The organism is Rhodococcus ruber NBRC 15591 (assembly GCF_001894945.1).
Lineage (GTDB): Bacteria > Actinomycetota > Actinomycetes > Mycobacteriales > Mycobacteriaceae > Rhodococcus > Rhodococcus ruber.
Genome location: NZ_BCXE01000025.1, coordinates 62,579 through 80,891, shown reverse-complemented (window position 1 = coordinate 80,891; position 18,313 = coordinate 62,579). Strand labels below are relative to the sequence as shown.

At 71.0% G+C, this 18,313-nt stretch carries 19 protein-coding genes; 10 read left to right on the top strand and 9 right to left on the bottom strand.

Features of this window, described 5'->3' with window-relative positions; all coding sequences use genetic code 11:
• Positions 1-45 precede the first annotated feature (45 nt).
• On the bottom strand, positions 46-2,019 hold the full coding sequence (locus RR3_RS17505; protein WP_017681969.1) for a M13 family metallopeptidase: 1,974 nt from the start codon (positions 2,017-2,019) through the stop codon (positions 46-48).
• A gap of 136 nt (positions 2,020-2,155) precedes the next feature.
• On the opposite strand from RR3_RS17505, the gene RR3_RS17500 reads away from it, so the two are divergent.
• Both RR3_RS17500 and RR3_RS17495 read left to right on the top strand, forming a co-directional pair.
• Positions 2,156-3,550, top strand: a complete 1,395-nt coding sequence (locus RR3_RS17500; protein WP_064066685.1) for a WS/DGAT/MGAT family O-acyltransferase — start codon at positions 2,156-2,158, stop codon at positions 3,548-3,550.
• On the top strand, positions 3,550-4,758 hold the full coding sequence (locus tag RR3_RS17495) for a serine hydrolase domain-containing protein (protein WP_064066686.1): 1,209 nt from the start codon (positions 3,550-3,552) through the stop codon (positions 4,756-4,758). Before RR3_RS17500 ends, RR3_RS17495 begins: the two co-directional genes overlap by 1 nt.
• 56 nt (positions 4,759-4,814) lie before the next feature.
• Here RR3_RS17495 and RR3_RS17490 read toward each other — a convergent pair whose 3' ends face one another.
• The 3 genes from RR3_RS17490 to RR3_RS17480 all read right to left on the bottom strand — a co-directional run bounded on the left by RR3_RS17490 (position 4,815) and on the right by RR3_RS17480 (position 7,603).
• Positions 4,815-5,723, bottom strand: a complete 909-nt coding sequence (locus tag RR3_RS17490) for a PaaI family thioesterase (RefSeq protein ID WP_010593603.1) — start codon at positions 5,721-5,723, stop codon at positions 4,815-4,817.
• Between the two features lie 82 nt (positions 5,724-5,805).
• The gene (locus tag RR3_RS17485; protein ID WP_059174328.1) at positions 5,806-6,579 is read right to left on the bottom strand and encodes a pirin family protein; all 774 of its coding nucleotides are present in this window, start codon (positions 6,577-6,579) and stop codon (positions 5,806-5,808) included.
• A gap of 55 nt (positions 6,580-6,634) precedes the next feature.
• Positions 6,635-7,603 carry a pirin family protein gene (locus tag RR3_RS17480; RefSeq protein ID WP_010593601.1) on the bottom strand — a complete coding sequence of 323 codons (969 nt, stop codon included), beginning with the start codon at positions 7,601-7,603 and terminating at the stop codon, positions 6,635-6,637.
• 445 nt (positions 7,604-8,048) lie between these two features.
• On the opposite strand from RR3_RS17480, the gene RR3_RS17475 reads away from it, so the two are divergent.
• Entirely contained in the window at positions 8,049-8,501 is a 453-nt protein-coding gene (locus RR3_RS17475; RefSeq protein ID WP_010593600.1) for a VOC family protein, read from the top strand.
• A gap of 9 nt (positions 8,502-8,510) precedes the next feature.
• Here the strand turns inward: RR3_RS17475 and RR3_RS17470 are convergent, their stop codons facing one another.
• On the bottom strand, positions 8,511-9,506 hold the full coding sequence (locus RR3_RS17470) for a sigma-70 family RNA polymerase sigma factor (RefSeq protein ID WP_010593599.1): 996 nt from the start codon (positions 9,504-9,506) through the stop codon (positions 8,511-8,513).
• Between the two features lie 167 nt (positions 9,507-9,673).
• On the opposite strand from RR3_RS17470, the gene RR3_RS17465 reads away from it, so the two are divergent.
• Positions 9,674-11,074: an ABC1 kinase family protein gene (locus RR3_RS17465; protein WP_010593598.1), complete on the top strand. Its 1,401-nt coding sequence runs from the start codon at positions 9,674-9,676 to the stop codon at positions 11,072-11,074.
• A 116-nt stretch (positions 11,075-11,190) separates the two neighbouring features.
• On the opposite strand, the gene RR3_RS17460 is transcribed toward RR3_RS17465, so the two are convergent.
• Together RR3_RS17460 and thiD are read right to left on the bottom strand one after the other, a co-directional pair.
• Positions 11,191-11,889, bottom strand: coding sequence for an SDR family NAD(P)-dependent oxidoreductase (locus RR3_RS17460; RefSeq protein WP_017681964.1), 699 nt, complete (start codon positions 11,887-11,889; stop codon positions 11,191-11,193).
• 178 nt (positions 11,890-12,067) lie between these two features.
• Positions 12,068-12,880 (bottom strand): bifunctional hydroxymethylpyrimidine kinase/phosphomethylpyrimidine kinase, encoded by an 813-nt coding sequence (gene thiD, locus RR3_RS17455; RefSeq protein WP_040274859.1) that lies wholly within the window; start codon positions 12,878-12,880, stop codon positions 12,068-12,070.
• A gap of 249 nt (positions 12,881-13,129) precedes the next feature.
• Here thiD and RR3_RS17450 point away from each other — a divergent pair, with 249 nt between their 5' ends.
• Together RR3_RS17450 and RR3_RS17445 are read left to right on the top strand one after the other, a co-directional pair.
• A complete protein-coding gene (locus RR3_RS17450) occupies positions 13,130-13,837 on the top strand; it encodes an SOS response-associated peptidase (protein ID WP_064065883.1) in 708 nt (235 codons plus the stop codon).
• Positions 13,838-13,914: 77 nt separating this feature from the next.
• Positions 13,915-14,688, top strand: a complete 774-nt coding sequence (locus RR3_RS17445; RefSeq protein ID WP_059174325.1) for an alpha/beta fold hydrolase — start codon at positions 13,915-13,917, stop codon at positions 14,686-14,688.
• 16 nt (positions 14,689-14,704) lie between these two features.
• Here the strand turns inward: RR3_RS17445 and RR3_RS17440 are convergent, their stop codons facing one another.
• Together RR3_RS17440 and RR3_RS17435 are read right to left on the bottom strand one after the other, a co-directional pair.
• The gene (locus tag RR3_RS17440) at positions 14,705-15,166 is read right to left on the bottom strand and encodes a hypothetical protein (protein WP_064065884.1); all 462 of its coding nucleotides are present in this window, start codon (positions 15,164-15,166) and stop codon (positions 14,705-14,707) included.
• 81 nt (positions 15,167-15,247) lie between these two features.
• On the bottom strand, positions 15,248-15,490 hold the full coding sequence (locus tag RR3_RS17435) for a DUF2630 family protein (RefSeq protein WP_010593592.1): 243 nt from the start codon (positions 15,488-15,490) through the stop codon (positions 15,248-15,250).
• 101 nt (positions 15,491-15,591) lie between these two features.
• On the opposite strand from RR3_RS17435, the gene RR3_RS17430 reads away from it, so the two are divergent.
• The 4 genes from RR3_RS17430 to RR3_RS17415 all read left to right on the top strand — a co-directional run bounded on the left by RR3_RS17430 (position 15,592) and on the right by RR3_RS17415 (position 18,273).
• The gene (locus RR3_RS17430; RefSeq protein ID WP_010593591.1) at positions 15,592-16,017 is read left to right on the top strand and encodes a hypothetical protein; all 426 of its coding nucleotides are present in this window, start codon (positions 15,592-15,594) and stop codon (positions 16,015-16,017) included.
• A 93-nt stretch (positions 16,018-16,110) separates the two neighbouring features.
• Complete coding sequence (locus RR3_RS17425; protein ID WP_010593590.1) at positions 16,111-16,362, top strand: hypothetical protein; 252 nt, start codon at positions 16,111-16,113, stop codon at positions 16,360-16,362.
• 214 nt (positions 16,363-16,576) lie between these two features.
• A complete protein-coding gene (locus tag RR3_RS17420; protein ID WP_010593589.1) occupies positions 16,577-16,933 on the top strand; it encodes a PadR family transcriptional regulator in 357 nt (118 codons plus the stop codon).
• Entirely contained in the window at positions 16,933-18,273 is a 1,341-nt protein-coding gene (locus RR3_RS17415; protein ID WP_040274952.1) for a permease prefix domain 1-containing protein, read from the top strand. The genes RR3_RS17420 and RR3_RS17415 overlap by 1 nt, the downstream gene beginning before the upstream one ends.
• Positions 18,274-18,313 lie beyond the last annotated feature (40 nt).

Here is an 18,313-nt window from a genome sequence, read left to right as displayed (position 1 = left end):
CCGGTACGCCGCCCCGTCGGGGGGCGCGGCGCACCGGCGTCCGGCTCACCAGATCCGCACGCGCTGCGCCGGGTCGAGATACAACTCGTCGCCGGGGTGCACGTCGAACGCCTCGTAGAAGGCGTCGATGTTGCGCACCACCCCGTTGCAGCGGAACTCCGGCGGGGAGTGCGGGTCCACGGCGAGCCGGCGCAGCGCCTCCTCGTCGCGGACCTTGGTCCGCCACACCTGCGCCCAGCCGAAGAACACCCGCTGCAGGCCCGTGAGGCCGTCGATCACGGGCGGTTCGGCTCCGTCGAGCGCGATCTCGTACGCCTTCAGCGCGATGGACAGCCCGCCGAGATCGCCGATGTTCTCGCCGATGGTGAAGCTGCCGTTGACGCGGTGCCCGGCGAGTCCCTTCGGTTCGAACTCGTCGTACTGCGCGATCAGTGCCGCGGTGCGCTTACCGAACTCGGTGCGATCGTCGTCGGTCCACCAGTTCTCGAGATTGCCGTCGCCGTCGTACTTGGCGCCCTGATCGTCGAAGCCGTGCCCGATCTCGTGCCCGATGACGGCCCCGATCCCGCCGTAGTTGGCGGCGTCGTCGGCATGCAGATCGAAGAACGGCGGTTGCAGGATCGCGGCGGGGAACACGATCTCGTTCATGCCCGGGTTGTAGTAGGCGTTCACGGTCTGCGGTGTCATGAACCACTCGTCGCGGTCCACCGGGCCGCCGAGCTTGGCCAGGTCACGGTCGTACTCGGCGGCGTAGCCGCTGCGGTAGTTGCCGACCAGGTCGTCCGCGGCGACGGTCACGGCCGAGTAGTCGCGCCACTTGTCGGGGTAGCCGATCTTCGGCGTGAACTTCTCCAGCTTGCGCAGCGCCGCCTCACGGGTCTGCGGGCTCATCCATTCGAGCTCGGCGATGCTGCGCCGGTACGCCTCCTGCAGGTTGGCGACGAGCTGCTGCATGCGGTCTTTGGCCTCGGCCGGGAAGTGCCGTTCGACGTACAGCTTGCCGACAGCCTCGCCGAGCAGATCCTGGACGAGCGCCACGCCGCGCTTCCACCGGTCGCGGATCTCCTGCGCCCCGGTGAGGGTGCGGCCGTAGAACGCGAAGTTCTCGTCGACGAGCTTCTCGGTGAGGTACGGCGCGCGGGAGTGCAGGACCCGCCAGGTGGCCCAGGCCTTCCAGTCGTCGAGGGCCGCCTCGGCCCACAGCTGCGCGAACGTGTCGAGAAAGCCCGGTTGGCGGACCACGATCTCGGCCCACTGTTCCTCGGTGGCCCCGAGCGCGCCGATCCAGCCGCGCCAGTCGAAACCGGGTCGCTCGGACGTCAGCGCCTCGAACGTCACCAGGTTGTAGGACAGGTCGGCGTCGCGCCGCTTGACCACGTCCCAGTGCCCGGCCGCCAGGCGGGTCTCGAGGTCGAGCACCCGCTGCGGGTCGTACCCGATGCCGGCGAGCTCGAACATGCGCCCGATGTGCGCGACGTACTGTGCCCGGATCTCGGCGTGACCGTCCTCGCGGTAGTACGACTCGTCGGGCAGGCCCAGACCGGACTGCGTCGTGTGCATCAGGTAGCGCGCCGAGTTCTTCGCGTCGGTGTCCACGTAGTGCCCGACGGCGCCGCCGATCCCGACGCGCTGCAACCGGCCGAGCACCGCCGCGAGCGCGTTCCGGTCCGCGGCGTCCGCCACGGCGGCCAGTTCGCCGGCGATCGGGTCCAGGCCCGCCGCCTCGACGGTCTCGGTGTCCATGAAGCTGGCGTACAGGTCACCGATGCGCTGCGCGTCGGTGCCCGGCTCGGCCGAGGACGCGGCCGCCTCCTCGATGAGGGTGCGGACGTCGACCTCGGCCTTGTCGAACAGGGTGCGGAATGCGCCGTCGAGGGCACGATCGGCGGGGATCTCGTGTTCGGCGAGCCAGCGGCCGTTGACGTGCTCGAACAGATCGTCCTGCGCTCGGGTGCGCTCGTCGAGGTGGGTCAGGTCGATGCCCGAGTGTCGGGCCCGGGGATGCTCCACGATGGTCATGCCGTCCATCCTTACACCCATTCCCCGCACCCGGCACGGGCCTGCGTACGGGCGACGGGCCGTCTCCGCCCGCGACACGCCGCGCTCGAGTTACCGTGACCGAAGCCACACAGACACGTGGAAGCGGGGTGGGCGAGTGGGTCTGATGGACCCGATCGACGCGGTTCTCATGACGGCAGAGCTGCTGGCGAACCCCATGCACGTCGGGGTGGTGCTGATCCTGAACCCACCCGAGGACGCCGGCTCCCGATTCGTCGACGACGCCTACCGGGACGCGCTCGGCCGGGGCGACGAGGTGGATCCGGTGCTGCGACGCCGGGCGCACCGGGGTGTGGACACCGGCGGGTGGTGGGCCTGGCGCGACGTGGACGACATCGATCTGAGCTACCACGTGCGGCGGGCGTCGCTGCCGCCCGGCGCCGGACGGGACGCGCTGTGGCAGCTGGTGGGGAAGCTGCATGCCGAACCGCTCGACCGCTCCCGCCCGATGTGGGAGGCCCACCTCGTCGACGGCCTTCCCGACGGCCGGTTCGCGCTCTACACGAAGGTCCACCACGCGGTGCTCGACGGGATCGCGGGCCTGCGGATGATCGAGGAGTCGATGTCGCCCGACCCCGATCGCCGGTCGATGTCCCCGTTCTTCGCCACCGGCGGGCACCCGCGGCCCGACGCCGCGCCCGGTGGCCTTCCGACGCCGCTCGGCCTGGCCCGTTCGGTCCTCGGGGCGCTCACCTCCGGTGTGGGCCTGGTTCGCCGGACGGTCGAGGGGCAGGTCGGGGCCACGGTGCAGGGTCTGACCACCGACACCACCGTGCTGCCGTTCGGGGCGCCCCGCACCCGGCTCAACGGTCCACTCGGAGCCGGACGCGCCTTCGTCGCCGCCGGCTGGCCGAAGTCGCGACTGCGCGCGATCGAGCGCGCTGCGGGCGTGACCGGCAACGACGTCGTCACGGCCGTGGTGGCCGGGGCGTTGCGCTCGTGGTTCGGCGAGCACGGCGAACTCCCCGGCGACTCCCTCGTGGCGATCTGCCCGGTCTCGGTGCGCGGACGGCAGGACGGCGCGACGGCGGGCAATGCGTTCGGAACGGCGGTGTGCACCCTGGGCACCGATCTCGCCGACCCGGCCGACCGGCTGCGGCTGATCCACCGCTCGATGCAGGTCGCCAAGGACCGCGTCGCAGCGCTGGGGCCGGTGCCGTCGCTGGTGGTGACGGCACCGAGCATCCTGCCGACCATCCTCGCCCCGATGCTTCCGTTCGACCCGGGGCTGCGGCCCGGGTACAACCTGCCGATCTCCAACGTGCCCGGTCCGCGCACCGAGCTGTACTGGAACGGCGCCCACCTCGAGGAGATGTACCCCGTCTCGATCGTCTACGACGGGATGGCCCTCAACGTCACGGTGTGCTCGTATGCCGACCGGATCGGTTTCGGATATGTGGCCGGCGGGGAAGCAATACCGGACATCGCGACGCTGATACCTCTGACGGAGCGGTCTCTGTCGGAGTTGGAGACTGCGGTAGGAGTGGCGTGATGAGTTCCGATGCCGGAGCGGCCAAGCGGGTGGACGGCGAGCACCCCCCGACCGAGATGATCGTCGACCCCCGCTTCCTGCCGGTCGCCGACCGCTTCTTCAAGATGTTCCGCGACACCCGGAACGGCGGCGGGGCGCTCGCGGCGTACCTGCACGGCGAGCCGGTGCTCGACATCTGGGCGGGCTGGGCGTCCCGGGACAAGCGGTGGACCCACGACACCGTCGCGCTGTCGTTCTCCACGGGCAAGGGCGTCGCGAGCACCGTGCTGCACCGGCTCGCCGAGCGCGGACTCGTCGACTACGACGAACCCGTCGCGACGTACTGGCCCGAGTTCGGGGCCGCCGGAAAGGAGTCCATCACCGTCCGGGAACTGATGTCCCACCGCGCCGGTCTGCACCGCGCGCGGGGCCTCGTCCCGGGACGCTTCGGGCTGCTCGACTCCGATGCGGTGGCGGCCGCGCTGGCGGCCGCCGCACCGGATCCGCGGCGGCTCGCCGGCCCCGGCTATCACGCCGTCACCTACGGCAACCTCGTCGCCGAGATCGCCATCCGGGTGACCGGCCTGTCCTTCACCGAACTGGTCGAGCAGGAGATCGCCGGCCCGCTCGGTCTGCGCGAATTCTGGTTCCACGTGCCGCAGGACGAGCGGCACCGCATCGCCCGGGTCTTCCCCCGGCTGAACCCGACCCCCGCGCCGTGGGCGGTCACCGGCACCGTGCTGTCGCGGCTGCCCGGGCTGCGTGGCGTCGCCGAGGCGGGCATGGCCGAAGGCTTCGACGAGCTGGCCCGCAGCCCCGCCGCGCACGACGCGGTGATGCCGGGATGGAACGGGGTCTTCACCGCCCGCGCGCTGGCCCGGATGTACGGGGCGCTGGCGAACGGCGGCGAACTCGACGGAGCGCGGCTGCTGAAGGCGGAAACCCTCGAACAGGTCCTCGAGGTGCAGACCCGGCGCCGCGACTACGTGCTCGGTATCCGCCCCAACTGGCGGCTGGGCTACCACCCGGGCTGGGTCGCCCTGCGGGAACAGCCGCTGCAGTCGATCGGTCACTTCGGCTTCGGCGGCTCCGGCGCGTTCGCCGATCCGGAGACGGGCTTGTCCATCGCCTTCGTCACCAACCGCCTCGGCAGTGTCACCCCCATCTCGGACATGCGGTTCCCGCGGCTCGGGGCCGCGGGCGTCGTCGTCGCACGGCGGGCGGCCTGACGGCCGACGCCCGTTCCGTCACCGGTCCTCCGTCCGGCCGCGCTCGTGAGCCGTCGTCAGGGCGCCAGCAGCTGCACGCTCGCCTGGGCCCGGACCAGGACCGCGCCGTCGGGTGCGGTGAGATGCGTGTCGATCGAGGCGAGCCGTCGGCCGGCCCGGGTGACCCGGGCATCGACGAGAAGGTCGGGGCCGGGTGCCGCGGGGGAGCGCAGGTAGTCGAGCGTCAGGTTCAGCAACCGGTACTCCTGTCCGGCAGCGGTGAGGGTCTGCGCCGCGAGTTCGGCGACGGTGCCGGCGACGGAGACCAGGACCCCACCCTGCACGGCGCCCATCGGATTGGCCATCCATTCCGCGGGTGGTACGACCGCGGCGACGCGTCCCTTCTCGACGGCGCCGACGCGCAGATCGAGCAGCCCGGCGAGCGGGCCCCGGGCCACGGTTCCGGCGGCGATGCCGGAGACCGTGTCGAGGCCGGTGCGCTCGGCGAGTTCCGAAGGGTCCGTCCAGGGTTCGGGGGCGGGCCGGACCAGTCCGGACGCGTCCGCGAACGCGTCGAACACGGCGGGACGATCCACGACCATCGACCGTCCCGTCAGCTGGATCACCAGATCGCCTGCGTCGTCGCAGATCTGCGCGGTGCTCAACGCGGTGGCGTCGTCCACGTGGACGGCGCGGCCGGTGCCGTGCAGAGCCCCCCGGGCCGGCATCGGATTCGCGGTCGAGGCGCTGAGCTGGCTCAGGACGGACCGGGTGTCGCGGCCCTGCCCGCGCCACACGAGGTGCGGGGCGGCGCCGAGAAGGACGTCGGTGAACACGCCGACGGATCCGACGGTGGTGCGGCCGCGGTGGTCGACGAATCGGGCGCCCAGCGGCTGGCGGAACGACACCGTGCCCGGCTCCCCGCTCACGGTGTCGATGCCCATGAAGGCGTTGAGACGATCGGTTTCGGGGGCGGTGACGGTCACGGCGACATCCTGAGGTCGAGCGGAGCGAGGGTTCGCTCGGTCACGGTACCGAGGCCGGGGCCGGGCGTTGCGCCCACCCCGGTCAGCCGATGCGGGCGTGCATCTCCCACACGAGGATTTCCGCGGCCGTGTCGGTGTGGACCCGCTGTCCGCCGGAGCCGGTCAGCCGCACGGCGTCGCCCTCCCGCAGGATTCCGGCGCCTTCGAGCTCGGCTGTGCCCTGGGCGACGAAGAGGTGCAGGTAGGGGGCATCGGGCAGGACGACCGGCCGGCCCGGCTGCAGGCGGGCGACCGACAACCCGGCGTACTTGTTGTGGATGCGGATGGCGGCGTGATCGCGGTGCTCGGGGATGCCGGTGGCGACGGGCACCAGGCCGCCGCGCATGAGCTCGTCGTCGATCTCGAGTTGCTCGTAACCGGGGGTGATGCCCGATTCGTCCGGCACCACCCACATCTGGACGAAGCGGACCAGCTCGGCGTGCTCCGCGGCGTGCACGCCGGTGGCGCCGGGCAACCGCCAGGAGTCGTTCTTCTCCGAGTGCAGGATGCCCGTTCCGGCGCTCATCCGCTGTGCCAGGCCCGGATAGATGACGCCCGAGTGCCCGATCGAGTCCTGGTGCACGAGGCTGCCGCGCAGCACCCAGGTCACGATCTCCATGTCGCGGTGCGGATGCGTGTCGAAGCCCTGACCGGGCAGGACCGTGTCGTCGTTGTTGACCAGCAGCAGCCCGTGGTGCGTGTTGTCCGGGTCGTAGTGGTGGCCGAACGAGAACGAGTGCTTCGAGTCGAGCCAGGAGATGTTCGTCGTCAGCCGGTCCTCGGCGCGCCGGATGTCGAGAGTCGTGGCGTCGGTCATGGATTCTCCTCGGTGAGGTGCGGCGGGTTCAGGGTACGAGCGCGTCGGCGCAGCGTCAGGGCAGCTGTTCGTGCCCGGCCGGGATGGTCCCGAGACGTCCCGCCTGGAAGTCCTCGAACGCCTGGATGATCTCGGCCTTGGTGTTCATCACGAACGGCCCGTACATCGCGACGGGCTCGCGGATCGGCCGTCCGCCGAGCAGGAACACCTCGAGGGACGCGGTGCGCGAGTCCTGGGTGCGGTCGGCGGTGAACGTGACGCTGTCGCCGTCCGGGCCGAACACGGCGGTCTGTCCCGCCCGGATGGGGGCGTGCTCGGCGCCGACGGTGCCGTCCCCGGCGAGCACGTAGCCGAGCGCGTTGTACTCGCGATGCCAGGGCAGGGTCACCGACGCGCCCGGCGCGACGGTCAGGTGTGCGAGGGCGATCGGGGTGTGGGTCACGCCCGGGCCGCGGACACCGCCGATCTCACCGGCGACGACGCGGACGAGGGCGCCGCCGTCGGGCGAGGAGGCCAGGGCTACGTGGCTGCCGGCGATGTCCTGGTATCGCGGCTGCGCCATCTTGTGGTTCCGGGGCAGGTTCACCCACAACTGCACGCCGTGGAAGAGGCCGCCGCTGGCGACGACGTGTTCCGGCGGCGCCTCGATGTGCAGGATCCCCGAGCCCGCGGTCATCCACTGGGTGTCGCCCCCGCCGATGGTGCCGCCCCCGCCGTTGGAGTCCTTGTGTTCGAGGATCCCGTCGATCATGTAGGTGACGGTCTCGAATCCACGGTGCGGGTGCCACGGGGTGCCCTTTGGTTCGCCGGGCGCGTACTGCACCTCGCCCATCTGGTCCATGTGGATGAACGGGTCGAGGAAGCGCTGGTCGATACCTGCGAATGCCCGGCGTACCGGGAAGCCTTCGCCCTCGTATCCGACGGGAGCGGTCCGCACGCCGAGGACCGGACGGGCGGTCGCGTCGGGTGCGGGGGCCGGGATGCGGGGCAGGGTGAGGATGTTGTCTACGGTCACCGCGGGCATGGCGGGCTCCTTCGGCATGTAGTTGACTATGCAACTACTCTAACCGACGGGCCGGGGGATTTGTTCCTGCGCTCCGAGCGGTGTGCAGGCGGACCCGAGAGACGACGAAACCCCCTGCCCGAGGGGAGGGAGGGCAGGGGGTCCGCGCCGGGCGTGTGACGCCCGGCGCCACGTCCCGCCTTCGGGGGGAGGGAGGAGGGACGCGGTGTCGGTGGCGGCCGATCGTCTCCGTCGGCCGGGTGAGGCCAGGATACATACCCGCAGGGGTATGGTCCATCACCTCGGCGCGCGGAGCACCGGGCGCCGAGCATAGTTTCTCGCTCCGATGCGTGCCGGGGTTTCGGCGATCCCGTCCGGCGCGATGAGTTTTCCGGAGCCGGACGGTCTACCTTCTCGACACCTCACACGAGGTGCCGGCCGTCCGCTCACACACAAGGAGTTGAAGATGTCCCGCATGCTCTTCGCCAACCTGTCCGTCAAGGACGTGGCTGCCGCCCGCACGTTCTTCGATGCTCTCGGCTTCACCTTCAACGAGATGTTCTGCGACGACAACACCGCCTGCCTCGAGATCAACGACCAGACCTACGTCATGCTCCTCGAGGAGGCGCGCTTCCGCGACTTCATCACCGGCGACATCTGCGACACCGCCACGGCCCGCGAGGTGCTCCTGAGCGTGTCCGCCGAGAGCCGCGACGACGTCGACCGCCTCGTCGATGCCGCGCTCGCCGCCGGTGGCAGCGACTGGATCACCGCCGGGTCGGAGGAGATGAAGACCGACTTCATGTACGGCCGGGCCTTCCGCGACCTCGACGGGCACGTCTGGGAGGTCATGTGGATGGACGTCCAGGCCGCGGCCGCCGCGATGGGACCGCAGGCCGAGACGTCCGCGCAGGCGTAGCGGCCGGCGTCAGGGGTGCTCGGGTAGTCCGAACAGGGCGAACAGATCGGTGTCGAAGAACACGGTCACATGCACGACCCGGTCACCCACGACGTCGAGCACCTGCAGCTGGAACGGATGGTGCTGCCCGTCCTCGCCTCGCATGTAGAGGCCGAGGGCGGGCTGCCCGTTCGCCACCGTGGGCAGCAGAACCTGGTCGCCGGGACCGCTCGCCGGGCAATGCGTCCGGATGAGGTTTCCGATCGCCTCGGCGCCGCGGTACCAGCCCTCGAACGGCGGCATCTCCCACACCGCCTCCTGGGTGAGCATCTCGACGATCGAATCGATGTCGTACTTCTCGAACCCCTCGACCCAGCGCCGCACCAGCGCCTGGGCCTCCGGACTCTCCGGCTCGACCAGATCGTCCTTCGTCACCTGCGCCTGCTCCAGCTGCGCGCGGGCCCGCTGGAGCAGACTGTTCACCGCGGCCGTCGAGGTGTCCAGCGCGGCGGCCACCTCGGTCGCCCGCCACTGCAGGACGTCCCGCAGCAGCAGCACTGCCCGTTGCCGCGCCGACAGATGCTGCAGCGCCGCGACGAACGCCAGGCGGATGGACTCCCGCGAGGTCACGATCGCCGCCGGGTCCGTCGGATCGTCCGGCCGGCCGTCGTCGCCGAAGGACCCGCCGGGAATCGGCTCGAGCCACGGCACCTCCCCGCGCTCGACGAGGTCGTCGGCCGGATCCGAGCTCGGCGCCCCTAGCCCCGTCGGCAGCGGCCGGCGCGACCTGCCCTCGAGCGCGGTCAGGCACACGTTGGTCGCGATGCGGTGCAGCCACGTCCGCAGCGACGAGCGGCCACCGAAGTTCGCGTAGCCGCGCCAGGCGCGCAGGTACGTCTCCTGCACGAGGTCCTCCGCGTCGTGGATCGAGCCGCTCATCCGGTAACAGTGCGCCAGCAGCTCCCGCCGGTACGGACCGGCCAGCGTCAGAAAGTCGTCCTGCGAGTCGAGAACCTGCTCAGTCATGTCGTACCCCCGCCTGCCCGTCGCTGCCGAAGTGCAGTTACGAGCGTGAGCGTAGTCCCGGGGGCCGACAGGAAACAGGGTCTCGAACTATCTGTGCACTCCGGGTACCGTCCAGTAACTGCCCCGGCCGACAGCCCCGCCGGCAGGCAGAAGGACGAAGGTGACCCGTGCCCGACATCGCGCCCCGACCGACAGGCCCGTACGCCGGGGGACCGCCCGCGTCGGCGCTGCATGTCGACATGCCCCCGCTCGAGCGTTTCGGCCTGCGCGAGGCCGGTCGCACGGTCGTCATCGGTGTGGTGCTCCTCGTCAGCGTCCTGCTGAAACTGCTCGCCTGGCCGCTGCGGCCCGACGGCCGCGGCCCCGCCGATGCCGCTGCCGAGGGCACCGTCGATGCGTTCGAGATCCTCGGTCCCACATTCGTCAAGCTCGGCCAGCTCATGGCGTCGTCGTCCGGGGTGTTCCCCAGGCCGCTGGCCGACGCGTGCCTGCGCTGCCTCGACGACGTCGCACCCGTGCCCGCGGACCGGGCCCGCGCCGTGATCGAGGAGGATCTCGGCCATCCCGTCGGCGAACTGTTCGCCCGGTTCGACGATGTCCCGCTGGCCGCCGCGTCCGTCGGCCAGGTGCATGCGTGCGTCTTGCACGACGGCCGGGAAGCGGTCGTGAAGGTGCAGCGGCCCGGCATCGCCCACCGCATGCTCGTCGACCTGCGGGCGGCCTACGTCGGCGCGCGTCTGCTGCAGGCGTTCGAGTTCTTCCGCATCGCCAACGCCACCGCCATCATCCGCGACCTGCACTCGTCCACGATGACCGAACTCAACAGCGCGGTCGAAGCGGACCGGCAGAGCCGATTCCGGGAGTGCATCGGCGCGTTCGGGGACAACACGACCGTCACCACGCCGCAGGTGTACTGGGACTACTGCGGCCCGCGCGTGATCTGCATGGAACGGCTCCGCGGTGTGCCCATGGACCGGGTGCCCGCCGACTCGGCGATCGACACCAGTCTGCTCATCCGCCGCGGGGTGAAGGTATGGATCGAATCGGTCGTCCTGCACGGACCGTTCCACGGCGACGTGCACGCCGGCAACCTGTGGCTGCTCGACGACGGCCGTCTCGCCTTCCTGGACTTCGGCATCGTCGGTGAGCTGCCCGAGCACTGGCGCGCCATCCTGCGCGATCTGTTCCGCGCGACCGCCATCGACGGGGACTTCGCCCGTGTGGCGCGCGGCATCCGCGCACTCGGCTACACCAGCGGGCTCGACGCCGACGACGCCGAGATCGGCCGCCAGGTGGCGCAGGCGCTCGCTCCGATCCTCGGGCGCGACCTGGGACAGCTGCGGCTCAGCGACCTCATCGTCGCGCTGATCCGGCTCGGCAAGCAGTGGGGGATCGCCAGCCCGGAGGAACTGGTGCTGTTCGGCAAGCAGCTCGGCTACTTCGAGCGCTACGCCACCGCCCTCGCCCCCGGCTGGGTCATCGGCCGGGACCTGTACCTGCTGCGCAACGTCTTCCCCGAGGAGGTGGCGCGCCGCGCCGCCGAACAGGGGCTCGAGCTACCCGCCTGACACGGAGGCGCCGGGCCGCGGAGCGTGCGGACCCATCGCCCAGCTCCGCACGCCGGCGGCATGGTCCGTTCGCTCGGTTCCAGCCGGCCCGGGCGGGGCGTGGTGTGTCCGGCGCGTCAGCCCACGTGGGTGACGGGGATCGAAGCCCCGGTGACGGCGGCGCCGTCGTCGGAGAGCAGGAACCGGATCACCCGCGCGACCTCGGCCGGCCGCGACCACGAGCGCCGGTCCGCGTCGGGCATCGCCGCCCGGTTCGCGGGTGTGTCGATGACGACGGGCAGCAGCGCGTTGACCCGGACACCGTCGCCGGCGTACTCGACGGCCAGGGTCTCGGCCAGTGCGGTCACGGCAGCCTTCGACGCGACGTACGCGGCACCCCCGGCGAACGGCCGTTTCGTCGCCGCGGTGGACATGCAGACCACCGACCCGCCGCCGCCCGCGAGCAGGTGCGGCAGCGCCGCGCGGGTCACGGCGTAGGCGGTACGCAGGTTCAGATCCAGCTGGGCGTCGAGGACCTCGACGGGCGTCTCGTGTACCCGGGAGCCCGAGGTGAACCCGCCCACCAGATTCACCACGCCGAACAGCGGCGCGGAGTCGTCGGCGGCCGCGAGCGCGACGGCCTGCCGCAGCTGCGCGTCGTCCGACACGTCCGCCTCCACGAGATGCAGACTCGGATGGTCCCCGAGCCGCCCGAGTTCGGTACGAGCCACCCAGGGGACCACGACCCGCCAGCCCGCCTCGAGCAGATGCGTCGTGACGGCGGCACCGAGACCGCCGGTGCCGCCGGTGACGAGCGCGGACCGGGTCGTGGTCATCGAAGATCCTCTCGGCGAGCGGACGGATGCCCGTCCACGATAGGCGCCGGGCGCACCCGCGCATCGCGATACCGGGCTACGCGCTCCGGTTCCCGACATCGACAACCGTCCCGACGGTTGTCGACGTCCGGATCTGCACTCCGGTAGGCGAATCCGGCCCGCCGACGGAGAGGGGGCCCTACGCGGAGCGCGACGCCGCGTACGCGCCCTGCCACACCGTGTCGAACGGGGTGTGCGCCCCGACCCGGCCCTCGATACCGGCGGTGACGAAGTCCTTCGCGAGCGCGACGGCGGCCGGCACGTCGGCGCCCTTGGCGAGTTCGGCGGTCACGGCCGCGGCGAGAGTGCAGCCGGCACCCGACACCCGTTCCCGGCCGACCTTCGGCGCGGCGAGGACGGTGACCTGCTCGCCGTCGAAGAGCACGTCGACGGCATCGTCACCGGCGAGTTCGACGCCGCCCTTGGCCAGGACGTACCGCGGGCCCAGGGCATGGATGCGGCGAGCGGCCTCGACGAGGTCGTCGACGGTGTCGATGCGGTCCATTCCCGCCAGGGTGCGGGCCTCGAACAGGTTGGGGGTGACCACCGTGGCCAGGGGAAGCACGGACTCACGCAGCGCGTTGTCGGTGTCGAGCGCCGCCCCGGGTTCCTGACCCTTGCAGATCAGCACCGGGTCCAGAACGACGTGCCGCCACGACCGGCCACGCAGACCTTCGGCCACCACGTCGATCGTGGCGGGGGTGCCGAGCATGCCGATCTTGACGACGTCGAGGTCGTGGGCCGCGGTGGCCGCCTCGATCTGGTCCGCGACGACCTCGGGCGCGATCGGGACGAAGCGGTGCGACCAACTGTTGCGGGGGTCGAAGGAGACGATGCAGGTCGTGGTGCCGACGCCGTAGACGCCCAGCTCCTGAAACGTCTTCAGATCCGCCTGCAGCCCTGCGCCGCCGGTGGCTTCGGACCCGGCGATGACATAGGCGAGGTCGACCACGGTGTACTCCAATCCGATGGGGGACAGACTGCGTGCCGGACCGAGGAGCCCGCACGTCCGGGGAGACCACGGCGGCCCGCGACGTCGTCGCCGGGTTCGCGCGACCGGTCCCGGCACCCAGGCTAGCGCGCCGGGTCCGGCGTCCCGGCCGGACGGCCCCCGCCGATGACCGGCGTCACACGCGTGTCGGTGCGGTGCGGCACCATGGGAACCGACCGGTCGAGGCCCGACGACGGAAGGTGGGTGTCCATGTGCGGTCGGTATGCGAGCACGGTCACCGATCAGGAACTGCGCTCCCTGTTCGACGTGGTGGAGACGGTGGGCGAGCCGCTGCCCCCGTCGTACAACGTCGCGCCGACGCAGACCGTGCGGGTGGTGCTCGAGCGCGCCCCGAAGGGCGAGCCCGGCGCGGAGGCGGTGCGGCAGCTCCGGTCCGCCCGGTGGGGGCTCGTGCCGTCGTGGGCGAAGGATCCGAAGATCGGCAACCGGATGATCAATGCCCGCTGCGAGACGATCACCGAGAAGCCGTCGTTCAAGGCCGCCGCCTCGCGGCGACGGTGCATCCTGCCGGCCGACGGGTACTTCGAGTGGCAGAAGCGCGAGGACGGCACCAAGATCCCGTACTTCCTGCACGGCGACGGCGTGCTCGCGATGGCGGGACTGTACGAGCTGTGGCCCGATCCGGACCTGCCCGACGACCATCCCGACAAGTGGCTGTGGACCGTCACCGTGCTGACGACGGAGGCCACCGATGCGGCCGGGCAGATCCACGAGCGGTGTCCGCTGGTGCTCCCGTCGTCCTTCCACGACGTGTGGCTCGACCCGGCCCTCACCGACCGCGACGACGTCGACGCGCTGGTCGCCTCGGTACCGGAACCTCACCTGCGTCCGTACGAGGTCAGCACCGAGGTCAACAACCCCCGCAACAACCGTCCGGAGCTGCTCGAGCCGGTGTGACGGGGCCGGGTCCCCGGGCGTCCGGGTGGCCGCACCCTCCCGGTCCGGGCAGGATGGGCACGATGCACACTCCTCGATTGGCCTGTCGACGTGCCGGTTCCGGCGAGCCGCTGCTTCTCCTGCACGGGATCGGCGCTACTCGCGACGACTTCGCCGAACTCGTTCCGCGCCTCGCCGAGCACTTCGACGTCCTGGCCGTGGACCTTCCCGGCCACGGATCGTCACCGATGCTGCCGACCCGTCCCACCGTCGAGTCTCTCGGCGCTGCCGTCGCGGCGGACCTCGACGCCCACGGGCTGGACCGGGTACACGTCCTGGGCAACTCCCTCGGCGGCCGTCTGGCGTTGGACCTGGCGCGGCGCGGGCGCGCCAGGTCGGTGGTGGCGCTGTCCCCGTCCGGTCTCGGATTGCCGCCGGAGCGGGCGTTCCAGGGACTGCTCATGGCCGTCGCGCGGATCGTCAACAAGGCACGCAGCCCGTTGATCGAGCGGATGTCGGACAGCGCCGTCGGGCGCACTGCGCTCACCGCCGGGCTGCGGGCCCTGCCGTGGCGCACCTCGAAGGCTGAATCCCTGTCCGTGAAGGGAGGTTTCGCGGAATCGGAAGGTTACTGGTCGATGCTGTGGAATGCCGTGCTGACGGACGTGCCGACGGGTCTCGACCGCATCTCGTGCCCCGTCACCCTCGCGCAGGGCGTGCTCGACGTCGTCGCATCCGCGCAGACGGTGCGGTACGTCCCACTGATTCCCGGGGCGCGGTTCGTGCCGCTGCCGTGGGCCGGGCACGCGCCGCAGTCGGATGCTCCCGTCGCGATCGTCGACCTCGTGCGGCGGACCGCGGCGCAGGCATGATTCCGGCGCGGGTTCCTCAGTCGATCCGGACACCGCCCGTGACGACCCAGATGCCGTCGGCCCCCTCGCGGACGGGCTGGCGTAGCTGAAGCACCACGATGCTGCCGTCCGTCCGGTCGGTCACCTCCACGGTGTGCGGGTCGGCCGTGCGCGCCTCGGTGTCGCTCCAGCCGAACCGGTCCGCCACGAACGCCTGCGCGACCAGGGACGGATCCAGCCGCCACGGCCGGCTGCCCTCGTCGACCGCACGCTGAAGTTCCCCGGCCTCCTCCGGGGTCAGGTTCTCGCCGGGAAAGGACGCGTCGGTCGGTGGAGCGGTGTCCCCGGTCGCTGTGGTCGACGAGGTGTTCGGCACGGGGGTGCTCTCGGCCGTCGTCGCCGTCACCGGTGCCGGTGACGACGCGGGCACGCCGGTGGTCGGCGCCGGACCCGGCGGGGTGTCGCCGCACGAGGTGACCAGTCCGAGCGAGAGGGCCACTGCAGCAAGAGTTTTCGATGCTCTGAGCCGCACGCTTTCGAACCTCACGCCGTCCCCCTCGCGGTCCCGGTCACGAGGTCCTCACTGGCGGTAGGACTCGACCTCCCCGACCGGCCGCGCCTCCGCCTCGTCCGGGTCGTTGCCGAACTCGGCTTTCGCGCGGCGTTGCCGGAGCAGGTCCCAGCACTGGTCGAGGCGTTCCTCGACGGCGCGCAGGCGCTGCCGGTCCTGATCGCTCATGCCGTCGCCGCTCGACTTCGAACGCAGCGCCTTCTCCTCGTCCACCAGTTCCTCGATGTGCTGGAAGAGGTCGTTCTCGTCCATGGGAAGACTCCCTCGCTGTGGTCGTCTCCCCGGCATATCCGGCCTCCGACCCCGGTAAACCTGCGCGTTTCCGCGTTCGCCGGCTCGGGTACGTCACAGTCATGAGTATCGAAGACGGCCCCGGCGACACCCTCAGCCCCAGCGAGGGCCTCGACTCCGACGAAGTCCGCAACGACGACGGTGACGAGGTCGTGGACCCGCCGGAGGGCTGGAGCGGTGCCGACCGATTCGGCACCACGCAGCGGGAGGAACAGGAGGGCGAGTCGCTGGACCAGCGCCTCGCGGAGGAGGAGCCCGACGTGGCACCCGCGGAGCCGCTCGAACGGCCGGTCGCGGCCATGCCCGACGACGAACTGACCGAGGATGTCGTCGACGAGGTGGTCGACGGGGACGCCGCCGTCGCGGGCGGCGGTGGGAAGCACGCCGAGGTGGTCGAGGGTGTCATCGTCGAGGACTCGCGCGTCGATCGAGGGCAGATCGACGGCAGTCCCGAGGACGGCGACTCCCTCTTCCCGATCGTCGAGTGAGTCGGGCCGTGAGGACGTGCCGAAGCCGACACGGAGGGCGCCGAACCGCCGTTGGGATGTCCGCGGGCGCATTAGCTGTCATGATCATTTGTTATGAGTGACAACTCGGGAGACGCAGGTCGCGGCGGGCTCACCGTCGGCTCGCGGGTGGTGGTGCGCCGCGGCGACGAGAAGGGCCGTGCACCCGGTGTAGTGGTCGAGGACTATGCCAGCGAGGCTGCCCAGGCCGGCGAGCAACTCGGACGGGACTGGGCGCCGGTGCGCCGTTGGGCCGTCGCGCTGGACGACGGCCGGTTGGTCTTCGCCGACGACGACGAGGTGGAGGCGGAGCCGAAGAAGGGCTGACCGCGTCACCGGAGCCGCCTGCCGACCGGGTGGTACACGGCAGTACGGAGCAACGCAGGCCCACCGCGGGGAGGGCGCCGGACCCCGGCGCCCTCCCCGCGCTGTGCAGAGCGTGCGACGGGCGTTTCGGACGCGCAGTCCGCAGCCGAAGACCGGCCGACCTATGCCTAGGTCTGCTAGGTTCATGCCTAGCAGACCTAGGCGTAGGAGACCTATGTACATCGAGAAGGACCTCGTGGCCGCGTCGGCGACCCCGCTCGTGCTCGGAATCCTCGCCGAGGGCGATTCCTACGGCTACGCCATCCTCAAACGCGTCAAGGACCTGTCCGGCGGACGGATCCAGTGGACCGACGGAATGCTCTACCCCCTGCTGCACCGGCTGGAACGGTCCGGATACGTGTCGGCATCGTGGGGGAGTTCCGACACCGGACGACGACGCAAGCACTACGCGATCACCGACGCGGGACGGAGCGCGCTCGCCGAACGGCGCAGCCAGTGGGACGTCGTCGCGGACGCGCTCGACCAGGTCTGGCGCTGCGCGGAGATGCCCGCGGCCCCCGGGTGGTCGTGATGGACGCCGCGTTGGAGACGCAGATCGGCCGATGGCGAGGTTACGTCGAACGGCGTCGCGTGATCTCCACCGCCGACGCCGACGAGATGGAAGATCATCTGCGGGACCAGATCTCGGATCTGTCCGCCGCGGGTCTGGCGGCCGACGAGGCTTTCCTGGTCGCGGTCAAGCGCATGGGCAGCGTGGACGACATCTCCCGGGAGTTCGCGCGCGAGCATTCCGATCGGCTCTGGAAGCAACTCGTCCTGACGTCCGTCGCCGCGGACGGCAGCGGTCCCCGGCCCAGACGTGAGTTGCTCGTCGTTCTCGCGCTCGCCGTCGGCGGCGCCGTCGCACTGAAGGCGGGACTGGCGACCCTGGACGAGGGCGTCGTCGCGCGCAACCTCGGCCTGCTCGTGCTCCCGTTCCTCGCCGCCTACTTCGCGTGGAAGCGCCGGATGTCGCCCCGCGGCGCCGTGGCGCTGCTGGTGCCGTTCGCGCTGGCGGCGGCCGTGACTAACGGATACCCCTTCGTCCCGAGCGGTTCGACCGAGGTGATCGTCGCGATCCACACCCCGATCGTGTTGTGGTTCGTCGTCGGTCTCGCCTACGTCGGTGGCGAGTGGCGGTCCGACCGGCGCCGGATGGACTTCATCCGGTTCACCGGCGAATGGGTCGTCTATCTCACCCTTCTCGCCCTCGGCGGGGGTGTGCTGGTGGGTCTGACGATCGGCGCGTTCGATGCGCTCGGCACGGATGCCGAGTGGGTCGTCGAGGAGTGGGTGCTGCCGTTCGGCGCGGCGGGCGCGGTCGTCGTCGCCGCCTGGCTGGTCGAGGCGAAGCAGAACGTGGTGGAGAACATCGCGCCCGTCCTCACCCGCGTGTTCACCCCCGTCACGATCGTCATGCTGCTGGTGTTGCTCGCGGCCCTCGCGACGACGGGAAGCGTCGTCGACGTCGACCGGAATCTGTTGATCCTGATGGACCTCATCCTCGTCGTCGTCCTGGGCCTGTTGCTGTACGCGGTCTCCGCCCGCGAGCCGCATCTGCCGCCCGACCTGTTCGACCGCCTGCAACTCGTCCTCGTCGTCCTTGCGCTCGTGGTCGACGTGCTCATGCTGACCGCCATGCTCACGCGAATCGCGGAGTTCGGCTTCACTCCGAACAAGGTGGCCGCACTCGGGATGAACCTGGTTCTGCTGGTCGGTCTCACCTGGTCGGCTCGGCTCCTGTTCGGGTTCGTCCGTGGCCGCCGCGGGTTCGGCTCCGTCGAACGCTGGCAGACCCGCTACCTGCCGGTCTTCGGGATCTGGGCGGCGCTGGTGGTGTGCGTGCTCCCACCCCTGTTCGACTTCGCGTGAGCGCGGGCGTTCGACTTCGCGTGAGCGCGGGCGTTCGACT